Source organism: Colwellia sp. PAMC 20917 (assembly GCF_001767295.1).
Taxonomy (GTDB): Bacteria; Pseudomonadota; Gammaproteobacteria; order Enterobacterales; family Alteromonadaceae; genus Colwellia_A.
The window spans coordinates 782803-798605 of the sequence record NZ_CP014944.1 but is presented as its reverse complement, the minus strand read 5'-3'; the positions used below and the strand labels follow the sequence as shown (position 1 = coordinate 798605).

The following is a 15803-nucleotide window of genomic DNA, read 5'->3' as shown; positions in this document are numbered from 1 at the left end:
TCATATGAGTTATCAAGTATTAGCACGTAAATGGCGCCCTAAAAAGTTCACAGAATTAGTGGGCCAAGAGCATGTTGTCACTGTGCTAGTTAACGCACTAGAGCAGCAACGTCTTCATCATGCCTATTTATTTACCGGTACTCGTGGGGTCGGTAAAACAACGATAGCTCGAATTTTTGCTAAAAGCTTGAACTGTGAACAAGGGATAACTTCAACGCCTTGCGGTGTTTGTGATACATGCCAAGATATTGACCAGGGCCGTTTTATCGATTTACTTGAAATTGATGCGGCTTCTAAAACAAAGGTCGATGATACGCGTGAAATACTTGATAACGTTCAATATGCACCGACACGTGGTCGTTATAAAGTTTATTTAATTGATGAAGTACATATGTTGTCTCGTAGTAGCTTTAATGCGTTATTAAAAACGCTTGAAGAGCCACCTGAACATGTGAAGTTCATTTTAGCGACCACAGATCCTCAAAAGCTACCGGTAACCGTGTTATCTCGTTGCTTACAATTTCACTTAAAAGCATTAACCGTCGGCCAAATTGAGCAAAAGACTCAGCAAATTCTTACCGCTGAAAACGTCTCAGTTGAACCCGGTGCTTTAACCTTATTAGCTAAAGCCGCTCGCGGCAGTATGCGTGATTGTTTAAGTTTAACCGACCAAAGTATTGCGCAAGGGCAGGGAAGTATTACTCTCGCCAATGTTCAACAGATGTTGGGTGGTGTCGATCAAAATTGGGTTTTTAAAATACTGATAAGCTTATTAAAGCAAGATCCTAAAGCGCTGATGCTGCTTTCACTCGATATAGCCTCATACGCACCTAATTACAGCCGCTTAACCGCAGAGCTTATTCAGTTACTCCATCAAGTTGCTATGACGCAAGTTGTTGGTCAACACTTTGATTTGTCACCTGAGCATAATGAATTGGTTGATAAGTTCAGTAAAGCAATGAGTGCTGAAGATATTCAACTTTATTATCAAATAGTGCTCAATGGCCGTAAAGACTTACCTTATGCGTCTGATGAACAAGCAGCCTTTGATATGCTTTTACTAAGATTATTAGCATTTACACCAATCAAAAATAGCGAAAGTTTACCCGATACTCAGGTTAGCCAAACCAGCGACTTTGACGATGTAAGCTTTGCTAAAAGCAATATTAATAAACCTGATAATTTTGTTGCGTCTTCTTTAGTTGAGCAGCCCCTAGTCGAGCAACCATCAGTCGATCAGCCTATAGCCGAGCTTGCTGAAAGTAGACCAAACCCTATAACGGGCAATGCTTCGCCAGTAACTGCAAGCCCTTTAGAAGAAAAATCTATTATTACTTCGCCTGAATACCTTGCTGTACCCGATGCGCCCTCAGAGCTAGAACATCCTGCGATGCCTCCCTCTATAGATGTAGCTGAAAGTAGACCCAACCCTATAACGGGCAATGCTTTGCCAGTAACAGCAAGCCCTTTAGAAGAACAATCTACTATTACTTCGCCTGAGTACTCAGCTTTACCCGATGCGCCCTCAGAGCAAGTGCATCCTGCGATGCCTCCCTCTATAGACTCAGCTGAAATAGCCTCAAATATCGATACACCTAGTTCCCAATCGCCTATAGAAAAAGCTATAGCGACCCGGAACATGTTACGTAGTCGAAAAAAAGGGTTGGAAAATAGCGCAAAAAAGTCAAATGACGCTAAAGGGCGTCAAGACACAAACAGTCCAGATGTTCTTGAAGTAATAACTCAGGAAGAGCCTCGTTCAGATGTTCCTGCATTAACATCTATTTCTGATCAGGCTTTTGATGTTAGTGCGATAGACCCAGCAAAAATACGCTCTGCTAATCAAGTCGACAAATGGGCAAATATGATTGACGCCATGTCGTTAACAGGGCGACTGCGTCAGTTGGCAATACATGCAACCGTTGATGAACGGTCTACCGACGATTTATTGCTACTTAACTTAAATCAAGCGACTAAACATTTAAACAGTGATGTTGCTCATAAAAAGCTAGAACAATGCATCTCTGATTTTTTACAACGAAAAATTACGGTAGAATTGACGATTGTCGATGAGACCTCGCATGATCCGTATCAAATTCAATCACATATTAATGATAAACGTTATGACTATGCGAAAGAATTATTACAAAATGATGAAATCATTATTGGTTTGAAAACTCACTTTCAAGCACAATTAGATGAAAATTCGATTGTAGCATTGTAACTGCTACTTGATATTTGTCGCGTTAAGATCTATCTTTGGCGGCAACAGAACTTTGGAGAAAAAATTATGATGAAAGGTGGCATGGGCAACTTAATGAAACAAGCCCAACAAATGCAAGATAAAATGGCTAAAGCTCAAGAAGAATTAGCTAAAATGGAAGTTATTGGTGAGTCAGGTGCCGGCATGGTTAAAGTGACTATGACAGGCGGACACAGTGTTCGACGTGTTGAAATTGACGACAGCTTAATGGCAGATGATAAAGATATGCTTGAAGATTTAGTTTCAGCCGCGTTTAACGATGCCGTTCGTCGCGTTGAAGCACAAAATAAAGAAAAAATGGGCGCTCTAACAGGTGGTATGCAATTACCTCCTGGGATGAAAATGCCGTTTTAAGCTTTACTCTTAATAAAAATGGCACCTTTTAAGGTGCCATTTTTGTTTGGGCAACGATTTAAGATAACACTCAAATAGATTCTTTAACGTTTTGGCACGTCGTTTATAATAGAGTTTCAATAAGCTGTCGGTTTAATACGTTTTGGAGCATTCTGTTTGTTAGTCCCAGGCCCAGGTTAAAGTATAGCGCCGTCTAGTTTTCTATATAAAGGGCTATAATTTACTGTAATGCCGTGGCAACTGCGCCGCTTTATAATTAAATATTGTTTGCTTGTGTCCAATCTTTGAGCTTTTCTAAAATATCTAATGCGGTTCGGCCAAAGTCGGTGATTTCATACGCGACGGCAATAGGACGATCGCTAATAACTTCACGCGTTACTAAGCCTTGAACTTCTAATTCTTTAAGGCGTTGATCAACCATCTTTTTACTTGCGCCCCCTAACATGCGAGATAATTCGTTAAAGCGCACGGGCCCATCTTTTAAATGCCAAAGGATAGAGGCTTTCCACTTTCCCCCTAAAACGCGCATACCTCGTTCAATCAGACAGGGTTCTTCACAGCTTTGTGCATTTATTTTTTTTGCGTTACTTGTTGTTTTTATTGTTTTTGTAATCATTATTCTATTTTTATCTTAGTGGTTACTAAAAGTATACTGGTTGCTTTAATTAACCACTCTAGCATAATGTGGCTATATAGCCAATTTACTCTCTCGATGCATTATTGTTAATGCAGTTTTAGGAAACTATTTTATGCCAACACTTATCTCATACGATCCCATTAATAGAGCGCCTTTAGGCGAAGTCCCTGTTACTCAAGCCCCACAAATGACAGAGGTTGTGTTACGTGCACAACAAGCGCAAAAAGCTTGGTCGGCACTGTCTCTTGAACAACGTCAACAAAGTGTAGACAAGGCCTATAAAGGGCTGGCTATGGTTGAAGACGAACTGGCTTTATTAATTAGCCAAGAAATGGGCAAAGATCACCGAAGAGCAAGTTATGAAGTGGCGGGTACCGTTCAGAACGCCTCTTATTTTACTGAAGAAATAGTGCAAGCGCTCAAAAGTGAGGCGATAGGAAACAATGCGCAAATGCAATATCGTCCCTTAGGTGTGGTTGCGGTTATATCGCCTTGGAATTATCCACTGGCCATGGCGAATAACTTGCTGTTACCTGCATTAATTGCAGGTAATAGTGTGGTGTTAAAACCATCAGAAGAAACACCTTTGGTTGCTGAACTTTTTGTCAATACACTCAATAAATTATTACCTGAAAATGTATTACAAATAGTGCACGGTAATGCAGAGACCGGCAAAGCTTTAGTTGAAGCCGATATTAATATGGTCGCCTTTACCGGTTCACTCGCGGCTGGTAAGCATATTATGGCAAGTGCAGCAGCAGGGCTTAAACGCTTGGTTATGGAGTTAGGTGGTAACGATCCGCTTATTGTGATGGCAAACGCAGATATTAATAAAGCGGTACAATTTGCTGTTGCAAGTTCTTTTGAAAATGCCGGGCAAATGTGTACGTCTACCGAACGCATTTATGTTGATGAGCAAATCGCTGATGAATTCGAGCAGAAAGTTACGGCTTTAGCTAATCGTTATCAAGTGGGCGCTTGGGATCAAAAACATGTCAACTTTGGCCCGATTGTTAATCCTAAGCAGCATGCTCATGTTTTAACGCAACTTAAAGATGCACACGCTAAAGGTGCAAAATTTTTATTAGGAACACATCACTACGAGTTGCCTTATATACAGCCTACTGTTGTTACTGGTATTACCGCTAATATGCTTTTAGAGCAAGATGAAACCTTTGGCCCTGTGGTAGCTATTAGTCGCTTTAATGAGCTGTCTGAAGCGGTTGAACGAGCCAATGCCAGCTCGTATGGTTTAGGTGCTGTGGTTTTTGGTCATGATGGTGCTAATAAGGTTGCAGAGCAAATGGAAGCGGGGATGGTCGCGATTAATCAAGGCGCTGGAGGCCTTGGACCTTGGGTTGGGGCGAAACAAAGTGGTTTTGGTTTTCATGGTACGGCAGCTGGTCATCGCCAGTTTAGCCAGTTACGCATTATTAACCAATAGCGATTCACTAGGACAGCACAACCCTTTAACTAAGCAAGTGGGTTAAGACCAGTATACCCATTATTGAAAGAGTAAAATATGAAACAAACAATAGACACAAACACTGACTTTTTTGTCGCCGCATTAGAAGCTGGCGCAGAGCACCCGGCTTTACCTGCATGGGGCAACCGTCTGGTTAATCCTGCTAATTTGAGCAAAGATTTTGATATCAGTCATATTGAACGTCGAGAACTGATAGAGGTGCCTGGAGCATTTCAATTATTGAATGTCTTAAGCAAAGATGAGTGCGCGCAGCTTATCGATATTAGTGAACAATTAGGTTTCTTGCCAGATGCTGCTGTTTCTTTGCCGCGCAGTGTTCGACACAATGACAGTTTAACCTGGATAGTTGATGAACAAACTGATGGAACTATTTGGCAACGCATTGCGCATTTAATGGATGACCGACAGGCTATTTTTGGTGGTCGTAAAGCATTGGGGATCAATGCACGTTTTAGATTCTATCGTTATAACCCTGCTGACTACTTTAAGCCTCATTCTGATGGCTCTTGGCCGGGTAGTCGCGTTATTGGTGACGAGCTAGTCACTAATGCTTATTCTGACCGATATAGTGAAATGACTTTTTTAATCTTATTAAGTGAAGACTTTCAAGGTGGAGAGACACGTTTTCTAGTGAATGCTGATGATCCCAACCAGCCAGCCTCAAGAAATGACAGGGTTAAAAATGTCGATGTTCGAACCCCGGTAGGCGGTATATTATGCTTTCCTCATGGTATGCATCCTTTACAATGTATTCACAGCTCTCTACCTATTACAGAGGGGATTAAATATATCATTCGCAGTGATGTTTTATTTGAATTATAAGTGTTTTTCAATGGCCAAGTCGCTTTATATTGACGTGTGTAAAAGTGCTTTGTCGTTGGAAGAGCAAATCTAATAACTTTTAAGGTGACTGCTTATTGAACACGTAGAGAATATCAGTCAATATAGCTGAGATATTTTGTCAAATGAGCATTAGCCCTAGTAACACGCTTATTTTTAGTCTTGCCATGGATAGAAAAAGTATAATTGGATATACCCTATGATTGAAATGCCCTTTGATAATTATATGTCTTACACTATAGGTATAGTGGTATTTTTTATGGGTGTGTATTTAACAAAAAATATTAAGTTTCTCCGAGATTTTAATATTCCAGAGCCAGTAACGGGGGGCTTGCTGGCCGCTTTATTTATCTATGCAGTCTATATTTTCACGGGTAGCGAAATAGCGTTTGACTTATCAACCCGAGATCGACTGTTAGTCTATTTTTTTACCGCTATCGGGCTCAACGCTAGGTTTTCTGATTTAGTCAAAGGGGGAAAACCTCTGCTGATATTATTAGTATTAACCCTATCTTTTATTGTGATCCAGAATGTTGTTGGCATAACCAGCGCAATACTTCTTGATTTACCATCAACCATTGGTGTGTTGGCTGGCTCGGTTTCTTTAATTGGCGGTCATGGCACAGCAATAGCTTGGGCTCCCGATGCTGTCGAACTTGGAGTACCTAATGCTCTTGAAATAGGTGTTGCAGCCGCTACGCTTGGACTTGTTGTGGCGAGCTTGGTTGGTGGACCTATTGCTAAATATTTATTGGCAAAGCACCAGCTTTCAAGTGAATCAACAGCAAAGCCTTCTATCGGTATTGCTTATCATAAAACGGATACAGAGTCCTTTAGCCACCTGAGTTTTATGGCGGTATTACTGGTTATTCATATTTGTATCATTATTGGTTTTTTTGCCAATAAGATGTTTATGGAGATAGGCTTAAAATTACCGCTTTTTGTGACTTGCCTGTTAGCAGGGATTTTACTGTCCAACACGGTTCCTCATCTCTTACCTAAATTACATTGGCCCGCTAGAACTCGCTCACTGGCCATCGTTTCTGACTTTTCATTGAGCCTATTTTTAACCATGTCACTGATGAGTATGCAGCTTTGGACCCTCGCTGATTTAGCCGGGCCATTATTTATAATTTTAGGTGTACAGACCTGTGTTGCGGTGTTATTTATTATTTATATTTTATTTCCATCAATGGGGAGAAACTATCAAGCCGCTGTGTTAAGTGCCGGCTTTGGTGGTTTTGCTCTGGGGGCAACACCAACCGCTATTGCGAATATGACGGCGGTGACTAAAGCGCATGGCGCTGCACCAATGGCTTTCATTATATTACCTTTGGTCGGCGCATTTTTTGTCGATATTACCAATGCCTTTATCATCAGAATAGCCCTAAATTTTTAAAGCGCATTGACTTTGTATACATCGAGAAAGCTCAGCGTTAGCGACTTGTTGGCTTTTAAAACGCCTGAAAATGTTCGCTTTGTTCGCCTACTTAAAGGAATACTGTAATGAAAAGTCCGCTGCCATTGGCATTTATATTAATTTTTGTTTCGACATACGCAAGTGCTAAACAAGATAAAGCGTCATGCGTCATGAAGTTGTTTACCCTTGGCGCTGAATCGATGACACTGGGCGAAATTAGATCCGTTTGTGCTAGCCAAGAAAATGATATCACTAGACAACAAACAAAGACCGAACCAACAGAATTACAGAGTAGAACAGGCGGTATTACCGATAGAATAAAACGTGAGAAAATGACTGAGTTTGAACCTTATGTGCTTACTCCCCATAAAATGAATTTTGTATTGCCAGCAATGACAACAAATAAAGTGAACAAGCAAGCATATAGATCCTTTGAAGGCTATGAAGACAACTTAGAAAATGTTGAAGCAAAATTTCAACTAAGCCTTAAAGTCCCCTTAAATTATGACAAAATATTTATAGAAGGCGATGGGCTTTACGCCGCTTTTACCTTAAGTGCCTGGTGGCAAATTTATGCGAGTGGCATCTCTAAACCTTTTCGAGAAACAAATTATCAGCCAGAAATATTCTATCTTGCACCGCTTAATTGGCATCCGTTTGGAGGTAATACCGGCTTTATTGTTGGGGTAGAGCACGAGTCTAACGGGCGAGCACAAGACTTATCACGTAGTTGGAATCGTATTTACACACATATTCTGTTTGAGAAAGAAAAATTTGCGCTATCGATTAAACCTTGGCTCAGGTTATCTGAGAAGGAAAAAACTTTTGCTTTAGATCCCGATGGAGACGATAACCCTGATATCGAAGATTACATGGGTAACGTTGAGTTAAGCATGGCCTATAAATGGCGTGACTATGAATTCAATTTCAAAGGTCGACAAAATTTCAGTAGTCATTACGGCGCTGCTGAGCTTGGTTTTACTTTTCCGCTGTGGGGTAAACTAAGGGGCTACGCAACGGTGTTTACTGGTTATGGTGAAAGCCTTATCGATTATAACTATAGTCAAACTAGGTTGGGTATTGGCATCTCACTCAGTGATATTTTATAGCAAAAAAAAACACGCGCTTTATTTTATAAAGGCGTGCTTTATTGTCAAACTATGTTGGATATTAAATTACTGAAAGTTCGACTTCAATGTTACCGCGTGTCGCATTTGAGTAAGGGCACACAAGATGCGCTTTATCTACCATTGTTTGCGCTTGTGCTTTATCCATATCACCTAATGATATCGCTAACTTAACCGCTATACCAAAACCACCTTCAATAGCACCAATAGAGACTTCTGAATTAATAAAAGTTTCGCTCGGTAAACTGGTTTTTTCTTCACCAGCAACAAATTTAAGTGCACCAATAAAACAAGCCGCATAACCAGCAGCGAATAATTGCTCAGGGTTTGTACCTTGTCCATCATCTCCACCTAAACCTTTTGGCGTAGATAAGGTAATGTCTAAGCGACCATCATCAGATTTTGCTGTACCTGCGCGGCCACCCGTTGCTGTTGCTTTTGCTGTGTAAGCAATGTTTTCTAATACGTTCATCATAAACTCCAAGTCATTAATATTTACTTTGTGTGCAAAATATATAACAAACAAATACTGATTGCAAATACTTTGTGTGCAAATTAAAATGTAACCTTCAGGAGAGCATTATGTCATTTGATCAATTAAAACTTAAAAACCAGCTTTGCCATCGATTATATATGGCATCAAACAGTATTGTTCGCGCTTACCGTGAACCACTAAGGGAACTCAATATTACTTACCCACAATATGTGGTCATGATGGCATTGTGGGAGCATGACAAAATAACTATTGCCGCGCTTTTAGAAAAAACCATGATTGATGGTGGGGCGATGACACAAATTTTAAAGAAAATGGTCGATAAGTGCCTTCTAGAAATAATTAAAGACGACAACGACAAGCGTAAGCGCCTAGTGCAGTTAACACAACAAGGGCAAGAATTAAAAATAAAGGCTGCAAATATTCCTAATACAATTAGCTGTAAATTTACCCATATTAACAGCACACAAGCCAGCCAACTTATGGATTTACTCGACCTAGTAGTCAATGATTTAGCGATAGAAACATAACAAAATGTAAACAAACCACCAGTTATAATAATAATACTCGCATTAACTAGACGATCGGTCTATTATGAATAGATGAATATTCCAGCAATTAAAGCACGCCGCGGTAGACCGCCAAAAATAGCGCGTGAAAATCAAGATACCAAAGCGGAGTTAATTCGCAGTGGTCTAGAACAACTCACTGAAAATGGCTTTGTCTCCTCAGGAATTGATCAGATCTTAAAGAAAGTGGCTATACCTAAAGGATCTTTTTATCATTACTTTGCCAGCAAAGAAGCTTTTGGTCAGGCGGTTATTGAAAACTATGCCAATTATTTTGCTAACAAGTTAGATGCTTGTTTGTTGGATGAAGCATTTCCTCCTTTAACGCGCATTAGCCATTTCGTTGAAAGTGCCAAAATAGGCATGGCCCGCTATCAATTTAAGCGTGGTTGTTTAATCGGTAATCTAGGCCAAGAAGTTGATTTACTTCCTGAAAGTTTTAGACAGCAATTGATTGATATATTCCTTTGTTGGCAGCATCGCTTAGCTACATGTCTCAGAGCAGCACAAAAACAAGGTCAAATCTCACCAAACGCAGATTGCGATCGACTGGCTGAATACTTTTGGATGGGTTGGGAAGGCGCGGTTAGTAGAGCAAAGCTAGTTCAAAATACTTCACCCTTAGATAATTACCTGAATTTTTACATAGTCGGTTTACCCCGATAATTTTTTCATCATTTATAGACGATCGGTCTAAATAAGGAATAGCAGATGTTTAAAGGCATTTTAATTGAAAAAGACGACCAAGGTTACCGCGCGACAGTTAAAGATATTGACGACAACTTACTGCCAGAAGGTGATGTTACCGTTAAAGTTTCTCATAGCACGCTTAATTACAAAGATGCTTTGGCTATTACGGGTAAAGGTCCGGTCGTTAGACAATTCCCTATGGTTCCCGGTATCGATTTAGTCGGAACGGTTGAACACAGTGAAAGTGATAAGTTTGAGGTTGGCGATAGTGTACTGCTCAATGGTTTTGGTGTCGGTGAAGTGCACTGCGGCGGTTTAGCTGAAAAAGCGCGATTAAAAAGTGAATGGTTGATCCCATTGCCAAAAGCATTTTCACCACGCCAAGCCATGGCTATTGGTACGGCAGGTTATACCGCGATGCTTTGTGTAATTGCACTTGAAAAAAATGGCGTCACCCCAGATAAAGGTGAGATTTTAGTGACCGGGGCAAACGGTGGTGTTGGCAGTTTTTCAATCGCAATCCTAGCGAAATTAGGCTATACAGTTGTTGCTTCAACAGGTCGCGTTGATCAAGTTAAATATCTAGAAAAACTAGGCGCGTCAGCCGTTATCGACCGTGAAACGTTATCGCAACCTGGTCGCCCAATGACCAAAGAACGTTGGGCAGGCGCAATTGACTCTGTAGGTAGTCATACGTTAGCGAATGTTTGTGCGAGTATGAAATATGGTGGCACTGTTGCAGCCTGTGGTTTAGCGCAAGGCATGGATTTTCCTGCCTCTGTTGCGCCTTTTATTTTACGTGGCATAACCTTAGCGGGTATTGATAGTGTGATGCGCCCACTCGCAGACAGGATTGAAGCATGGCAACGACTTGCTGATATTTTAGACCCTGATATTTTTGAAGATATTTCTACCGACATCAGCTTGGTAGAAGCTGTCGATGTGGCCAGTGATTTAATGGCAGGCAAAGTGCGTGGTCGAGTGGTTGTTAATATCAGTGGGTAAAGCTATAGGTAAAATGAGTACAAACTAATATTTTGTAAGTTTCTACTCATAACTACCGGTAGTTATTAAAAATTTGTTATAATAGAACATCTTAGTTAGCTGTACCTGACAAAGAGTAAAGGCTCAGTATTTCTTGAGCCTTTACGACATAAATACAGCTAGATTGTTAACTTTATTGTGTCTTTAGCACTTTTTTAACGGTAGCTTCTAAGCTAGTTAACCCCGCTTTTTTTCCTGTCACAATCGCTTCATCAATACTTTTATTGTGATTGAAGTGCGCATCTAATGCGAACATAGCACCAACACGGTTACCACTGGCGCAATGAACAAAAGCTTCTTCTTTATTTGTAATGGCAGCAGTAAATAATGCGAGATTTTCTTTATTGATATCACTAGCACCGCTAATAGGTATGGCAATATAATTCATGCCGAGGGCTTCTACTTTAGCCTTTTCGTCAAAATCGTCAAATTCACCAGTACCCCGTAAATTTATTACTGTTTTAATACCGCTTTTTGACAGCATAATGAGGTCACTTTCGCTGGGTTGCCCACCAATAATAAACTGCTGGCTATATTGTGTAGCATTTTTGGCTGATAGCTTGTCACTAACGTCATTAGCTTGGCTAAAACCAGATAAAGTGAACATTAAAATTAAAAAAGTAAAAACTACGCTTGCTTGTTTATTCATTAGTGTATTTCCAATGGGTGAATTAACTTTATATGATTTTTGTTTTGAACATATTTTATGAAAAAATGCTAAAAAACGCTAGTCGTGACAATTTTTTAATATATATTAATTAAATAAAACTTGATATTAAACGTAGCAAAATAAAATGATTTTTGGTGCAAAAAGCAAAGAAGAAATATCTTGTTTGAAAATTGAGAATAACCAATTAAAAAATCGTATTGAATCACTAGAATAAACATTATTATTAGCTGAAAATATGTCTACTAACGATAGTCGTGCTCGTACACATAAAGATCTAAATAAGCTTTGGATGCAGTCTTCAAGTTTAATCGACCAAATTCGTCAAGAGTTCAGTATAACGTGGTGGCATGGATGCCAAGGAACGCATATGTTCAGGATGAACGGTATAACGTGGTGGCATGGATGCCAAGGAACGTATATGTTCCTGACCGCATGAATGCAGGGTAACGCAGGATCAGTTACCTAGCGGCCAATGACGGTCTGTGTGCTTTATTTAGCTTTTAGTCGCTGGGTCACTCGTTGGTAAGTACTTATATTTTGTACATGGGAACATGAGTGTTTTCTAATTTATAACCCTTTAATGTTGCTTGACCTTGATAACTTGACTCACCGTCACCGCTGAACTCAAAATCAAAAATACTGATCCAATGGGGTCCTAAAGCTTTACTAAAGGTTAAGCGACTTGACCGCCGCGAAAGCGAAATAAACTGCAAACCATCTTTTTCACAATATGCTGTTATGTGGCGTAAAGCGAATTCTGAAACTTTTCTAAGGTAAATGAAATACCACAAAAATAAACAGACAATCAGTAATAAATAAATATTTTCCATTTTAGCTCTCTATCATTAGCGTTGAAATAACATACCAATAGCTTTACTTAACTCATCGCTACGGTTTGGCGCTCTCATACATTGAAATATTAATGGCCGTAAAGTAGGAATAGCCACTAAATCTTTAAAAATAGCTTGGAAAACGGCAATATCATGCTGAGTAACTAATAACTCCAAGAAAGACATGATTTGCGGTTCACTGGTGAAGACTTGCCAGCATCTCCCGGCAATCACTATCGCTATTTCTTCAGACATACCTTGTGCAGGCGACGCTTGCTTAATCAGGGTATTAATAAATACTACCACATGAGGATGTTCACAACTTGATGATAAACTTCGTAATAAAAAGCTCAGCTCAGTGCTACTGTCTTCATCTGTTGCACTCTCACGCTGCTTAAATTCTGCAATGAGTCTATCAATAATATCTACTGATAACTTAACATTTTCTAATGCTGAACATAATGGCTTAAGAACCGGCGAAGGTAATTGAGGAAGAGCGTTGACTATTATTTTTTGTATTTCTTTAGCAGATAAACGTACGGCAAAATCATTTAAGCCTTGCACGCCTACGCTATGGTAATCCTGCCAAGATTTTTCGCCCGATAAATAACTTAATGCGCCTGAAAAATATTGGCTACTATTATTTTTTGTTTCCAGCGAAATTAAACTGTTCATATAGGCTAGTTTGTATTGTGGCGGAGTAAAATGATAAGGATTACTTTTAAGTAAGGCTTCTTGTTGCTCGTTTGGCGCCGTACTAAGTTCAGCACCTAATGCTTCAATAATAATAGCAATAAAATGATCCCTTGCGGCTAAGTTAAGTAAACCACGCTCATCAAGAGGTATCTTTACAAACCATAAATATGGCGAAGCGTTTTGCTTTTGCCAAAAAGCTAGCGCTATAAAGGCATGGCCTTGAGAAGGGAATGGATAAGGGATCTGGTTTGCTTCAATTTTAGTAAAACTATCTTTTGATAATTTATCTATTTTTCGGCCAATATCAAATACCCGATATTGAGAGCCAGAAAGCTTTAATAATTCAGAAATAGAAGAAATAGTATTCATAGCTTAAATAATAAATAAAATAATAATCGAATAATGTTGGCATTATAGAGATAATAATAGATCAATACTATTTGCTTTTTGCATAGCAGATAAGAAACCTAGAGATAATCATGCCTTTTGATGAAAAACCCATCTTAACGATATTATATCAAGATGATTACATTGTTGCCGTTGACAAACCTGCTGGACTTTTTGTTCATCGAAGTTATATGGATAAAGATGAAATATATTTCGCCTTACAATTGGTGCGTGACCAAGTGGGTAAATATGTTTATCCCCTTCACCGATTAGATCGCCCGACATCAGGTGTTTTATTATTTGGTTTAAACGAAGAAGTAGCGCGATTAATGGGGCAAGTGTTTATTGACAAAAAAATTCAAAAAACATACTTTGCTTTAACGCGAGGTCATTTACTAGGGGCAGGCGAAATAGATTATCCCCTTAAAGAGAAGCTTGATAAATTAGGTGATAAAAATGTTAGCCTTGATAAAGCGCCGCAAGATGCTGTTACTCACTACGAGTCTTTATTAACCGCAAGTTTACCTATTAAGGTGGGTAAATTTGATAGTGTGCGCTATTCATTAATTAAATTATTGCCTACCACGGGAAGAAGGCATCAAATTCGCCGTCATTTAGCACATTTACGCCATCCTATTTTAGGTGATATTAATTATGGTGATAATAAACAAAATCCATTTTTCATTGAACATTTTGGCTTTAAGCGGCTGATGTTAATCGCTAAAAAAGTGGTGTTTATTCACCCTATTACCAAAGTGCAGCTGACAATTGAAGCTGAATTTGATCAGCAATGGCTAGAGGTTTTTGATGAGCTATCTTGGGAGACTAAAATAATAAAGACCTTAACGTAACTATCAAATTAGCTTATTCAGCGGTAATAATACGAATAGAATTTACATCTCTAGCAATTAAAGCAGCATAAACATGTGTGGTTCGTTGGCTATTATCGTCGCTAATTTTTGGCCCTTTAATATTGACAGTATTAACAAAAATATCGTTACTATAACGTTCGCGTTGCTGAGCAAATGCTAACATCATTTGCTGATCTTCCGTTATTGGACGATGAAGTAATGACATCATCAAATGATGGTCTGAGAGCAATGGTTTTTTTTCTATTGCCACTTGTGGTTTAGAACTACAAGCCGTAAGTAATAAAACACTAAGAACAACAAGCAAAGTTAAAATATTTTTCATGATCAGTCAATAATAAAACAAGTGATATCTCTAGATGGCAAATGGTATGCCAAGTGTTTTATTGATTGTTAAATCAGTTGGGATAAATGCAGTGGGGATAATTAATTAACTGTTATTTATACAGAATTTTTAATTTTTTTATTTAATGAGAGCAAGTGTTTTTGTAAAGAACATTAATATTGACAGCCAAACTATAGCATTGACTGTTCGGCTGTCAAAAAAATAGCGGTGATAAATTCACCGCTATTTTTACAAAGAATTTATCACTTTATTCTTCTGATACCGAACGAAGTAAAGCATTAATACCAACTTTTGCGCGTGTTTTAGCATCCACTTTTTTTACAATTATCGCTGCGTATAAACTGTAGGTACCACACTTAGAAGGTAAGTTGCCTGGTACGACTACCGAGCCTGCTGGCACACGTCCGTAATGTATTTCACCTGTTTCACGGTCAAAAATGCGGGTACTTTGACCAATGTAAACACCCATAGAGATTACTGCGCCTTCTTCAACAACCACACCTTCAACAATTTCTGATCGTGCACCAATAAAGCAATTATCTTCTATAATGGTTGGTCCCGCTTGTAAAGGCTCTAAAACACCACCGATACCAACACCACCAGATAAGTGGACATTCTTACCAATTTGAGCACATGAACCGACAGTTGCCCATGCATCGACCATACAACCTTCATCAACATAAGCGCCAATATTAACAAAGCTTGGCATAACCACCACATTCTTACCAATAAAACTACCCGTGCGCACAGATGCGCCAGGAACGACACGAACACCGTCAGCTTCAAAGTCTGCTTGTGTGTAATCAGTATATTTCATCGGAACTTTATCAAAAAAGGTACTTTCGGCGCCGTCGATGACTGCGTTGTCCCAAATTCTAAAAGAGAGTAAAACTGCTTTTTTTAGCCACTGATGAACAACCCATTCACCGGCTACTTTTTCTGCAACACGTGCTGAACCATCATTTAAGGCGGCTAATGCGTTTAATACCGCCTGCTTTACTTCAATTGAAACAGTTTTTGGCGTGATGTTCATTCGATCTTCAAAAGCTTGTTCTATGGTGCTTTGTAAGTTTGACATGGTA

Annotated in this window: 17 protein-coding genes; 10 read left to right on the top strand and 7 right to left on the bottom strand. The window is 39.3% G+C overall.

Annotation, left to right across the window (positions count from 1 at the left end; translation table 11 throughout):
• The first annotated feature begins 4 nt into the window (after positions 1-4).
• Together dnaX and A3Q34_RS03425 are read left to right on the top strand one after the other, a co-directional pair.
• On the top strand, positions 5-2224 hold the full coding sequence (gene dnaX, locus A3Q34_RS03430; RefSeq protein ID WP_070374075.1) for a DNA polymerase III subunit gamma/tau: 2220 nt from the start codon (positions 5-7) through the stop codon (positions 2222-2224).
• A 63-nt stretch (positions 2225-2287) separates the two neighbouring features.
• Positions 2288-2617, top strand: a complete 330-nt coding sequence (locus tag A3Q34_RS03425) for a YbaB/EbfC family nucleoid-associated protein (protein ID WP_146798582.1) — start codon at positions 2288-2290, stop codon at positions 2615-2617.
• A 256-nt stretch (positions 2618-2873) separates the two neighbouring features.
• Here the strand turns inward: A3Q34_RS03425 and A3Q34_RS03420 are convergent, their stop codons facing one another.
• Positions 2874-3230 carry a winged helix-turn-helix transcriptional regulator gene (locus tag A3Q34_RS03420; protein WP_442855289.1) on the bottom strand — a complete coding sequence of 119 codons (357 nt, stop codon included), beginning with the start codon at positions 3228-3230 and terminating at the stop codon, positions 2874-2876.
• A gap of 136 nt (positions 3231-3366) precedes the next feature.
• Here A3Q34_RS03420 and A3Q34_RS03415 point away from each other — a divergent pair, with 136 nt between their 5' ends.
• The 4 genes from A3Q34_RS03415 (at position 3367) to A3Q34_RS03400 (ending at position 8109) form a co-directional block, all read left to right on the top strand.
• On the top strand, positions 3367-4698 hold the full coding sequence (locus A3Q34_RS03415; RefSeq protein ID WP_070374072.1) for an aldehyde dehydrogenase family protein: 1332 nt from the start codon (positions 3367-3369) through the stop codon (positions 4696-4698).
• A 78-nt stretch (positions 4699-4776) separates the two neighbouring features.
• A complete protein-coding gene (locus tag A3Q34_RS03410; RefSeq protein ID WP_070374071.1) occupies positions 4777-5562 on the top strand; it encodes an oxidoreductase in 786 nt (261 codons plus the stop codon).
• A gap of 217 nt (positions 5563-5779) precedes the next feature.
• Complete coding sequence (gene gltS, locus A3Q34_RS03405; RefSeq protein ID WP_070374070.1) at positions 5780-6979, top strand: sodium/glutamate symporter; 1200 nt, start codon at positions 5780-5782, stop codon at positions 6977-6979.
• Between the two features lie 107 nt (positions 6980-7086).
• Positions 7087-8109, top strand: a complete 1023-nt coding sequence (locus A3Q34_RS03400) for a phospholipase A (RefSeq protein ID WP_070374069.1) — start codon at positions 7087-7089, stop codon at positions 8107-8109.
• 61 nt (positions 8110-8170) lie between these two features.
• On the opposite strand, the gene A3Q34_RS03395 is transcribed toward A3Q34_RS03400, so the two are convergent.
• Positions 8171-8599, bottom strand: coding sequence for an organic hydroperoxide resistance protein (locus tag A3Q34_RS03395; protein WP_070374068.1), 429 nt, complete (start codon positions 8597-8599; stop codon positions 8171-8173).
• Positions 8600-8709: 110 nt separating this feature from the next.
• Here A3Q34_RS03395 and A3Q34_RS03390 point away from each other — a divergent pair, with 110 nt between their 5' ends.
• The 3 genes from A3Q34_RS03390 (at position 8710) to acuI (ending at position 10884) form a co-directional block, all read left to right on the top strand.
• Positions 8710-9150, top strand: a complete 441-nt coding sequence (locus A3Q34_RS03390; RefSeq protein WP_070374067.1) for a MarR family winged helix-turn-helix transcriptional regulator — start codon at positions 8710-8712, stop codon at positions 9148-9150.
• Positions 9151-9222: 72 nt separating this feature from the next.
• On the top strand, positions 9223-9855 hold the full coding sequence (gene acuR / locus A3Q34_RS03385; RefSeq protein ID WP_070374066.1) for an acrylate utilization transcriptional regulator AcuR: 633 nt from the start codon (positions 9223-9225) through the stop codon (positions 9853-9855).
• A gap of 45 nt (positions 9856-9900) precedes the next feature.
• Entirely contained in the window at positions 9901-10884 is a 984-nt protein-coding gene (gene acuI, locus A3Q34_RS03380) for an acrylyl-CoA reductase (NADPH) (RefSeq protein WP_070374065.1), read from the top strand.
• Between the two features lie 172 nt (positions 10885-11056).
• Here the strand turns inward: acuI and A3Q34_RS03375 are convergent, their stop codons facing one another.
• The 3 genes from A3Q34_RS03375 to A3Q34_RS03365 form a co-directional block, all read right to left on the bottom strand.
• Positions 11057-11572, bottom strand: coding sequence for a fused DSP-PTPase phosphatase/NAD kinase-like protein (locus tag A3Q34_RS03375; RefSeq protein WP_070374064.1), 516 nt, complete (start codon positions 11570-11572; stop codon positions 11057-11059).
• Positions 11573-12123: 551 nt separating this feature from the next.
• Positions 12124-12423, bottom strand: a complete 300-nt coding sequence (locus tag A3Q34_RS03370; protein WP_070374063.1) for a DUF3301 domain-containing protein — start codon at positions 12421-12423, stop codon at positions 12124-12126.
• Positions 12424-12438: 15 nt separating this feature from the next.
• Complete coding sequence (locus A3Q34_RS03365; RefSeq protein WP_070374062.1) at positions 12439-13488, bottom strand: DUF3549 family protein; 1050 nt, start codon at positions 13486-13488, stop codon at positions 12439-12441.
• Positions 13489-13598: 110 nt separating this feature from the next.
• On the opposite strand from A3Q34_RS03365, the gene truC reads away from it, so the two are divergent.
• Positions 13599-14357, top strand: coding sequence for a tRNA pseudouridine(65) synthase TruC (gene truC / locus A3Q34_RS03360; protein ID WP_220465983.1), 759 nt, complete (start codon positions 13599-13601; stop codon positions 14355-14357).
• A 13-nt stretch (positions 14358-14370) separates the two neighbouring features.
• Here the strand turns inward: truC and A3Q34_RS03355 are convergent, their stop codons facing one another.
• Positions 14371-14700, bottom strand: a complete 330-nt coding sequence (locus tag A3Q34_RS03355) for a hypothetical protein (protein ID WP_070374061.1) — start codon at positions 14698-14700, stop codon at positions 14371-14373.
• A gap of 268 nt (positions 14701-14968) precedes the next feature.
• Positions 14969-15799, bottom strand: coding sequence for a 2,3,4,5-tetrahydropyridine-2,6-dicarboxylate N-succinyltransferase (dapD, locus tag A3Q34_RS03350; protein ID WP_070374060.1), 831 nt, complete (start codon positions 15797-15799; stop codon positions 14969-14971).
• Between the last annotated feature and the right edge of the window lie 4 nt (positions 15800-15803).

Coding starts and splice junctions, on each gene's coding strand:
- A3Q34_RS03355 (WP_070374061.1), bottom strand. CDS start 14,700: ATGAAAAATATTTTAACTTTGCTTGTTGTTCTTAGTGTTTTATTACTT.
- A3Q34_RS03400 (WP_070374069.1), top strand. CDS start 7,087: ATGAAAAGTCCGCTGCCATTGGCATTTATATTAATTTTTGTTTCGACA.
- A3Q34_RS03365 (WP_070374062.1), bottom strand. CDS start 13,488: ATGAATACTATTTCTTCTATTTCTGAATTATTAAAGCTTTCTGGCTCT.
- acuI (WP_070374065.1), top strand. CDS start 9,901: ATGTTTAAAGGCATTTTAATTGAAAAAGACGACCAAGGTTACCGCGCG.
- dapD (WP_070374060.1), bottom strand. CDS start 15,799: ATGTCAAACTTACAAAGCACCATAGAACAAGCTTTTGAAGATCGAATG.
- A3Q34_RS03415 (WP_070374072.1), top strand. CDS start 3,367: ATGCCAACACTTATCTCATACGATCCCATTAATAGAGCGCCTTTAGGC.
- acuR (WP_070374066.1), top strand. CDS start 9,223: ATGAATATTCCAGCAATTAAAGCACGCCGCGGTAGACCGCCAAAAATA.
- dnaX (WP_070374075.1), top strand. CDS start 5: ATGAGTTATCAAGTATTAGCACGTAAATGGCGCCCTAAAAAGTTCACA.
- truC (WP_220465983.1), top strand. CDS start 13,599: ATGCCTTTTGATGAAAAACCCATCTTAACGATATTATATCAAGATGAT.
- A3Q34_RS03395 (WP_070374068.1), bottom strand. CDS start 8,599: ATGAACGTATTAGAAAACATTGCTTACACAGCAAAAGCAACAGCAACG.
- gltS (WP_070374070.1), top strand. CDS start 5,780: ATGATTGAAATGCCCTTTGATAATTATATGTCTTACACTATAGGTATA.
- A3Q34_RS03375 (WP_070374064.1), bottom strand. CDS start 11,572: ATGAATAAACAAGCAAGCGTAGTTTTTACTTTTTTAATTTTAATGTTC.
- A3Q34_RS03410 (WP_070374071.1), top strand. CDS start 4,777: ATGAAACAAACAATAGACACAAACACTGACTTTTTTGTCGCCGCATTA.
- A3Q34_RS03370 (WP_070374063.1), bottom strand. CDS start 12,423: ATGGAAAATATTTATTTATTACTGATTGTCTGTTTATTTTTGTGGTAT.
- A3Q34_RS03390 (WP_070374067.1), top strand. CDS start 8,710: ATGTCATTTGATCAATTAAAACTTAAAAACCAGCTTTGCCATCGATTA.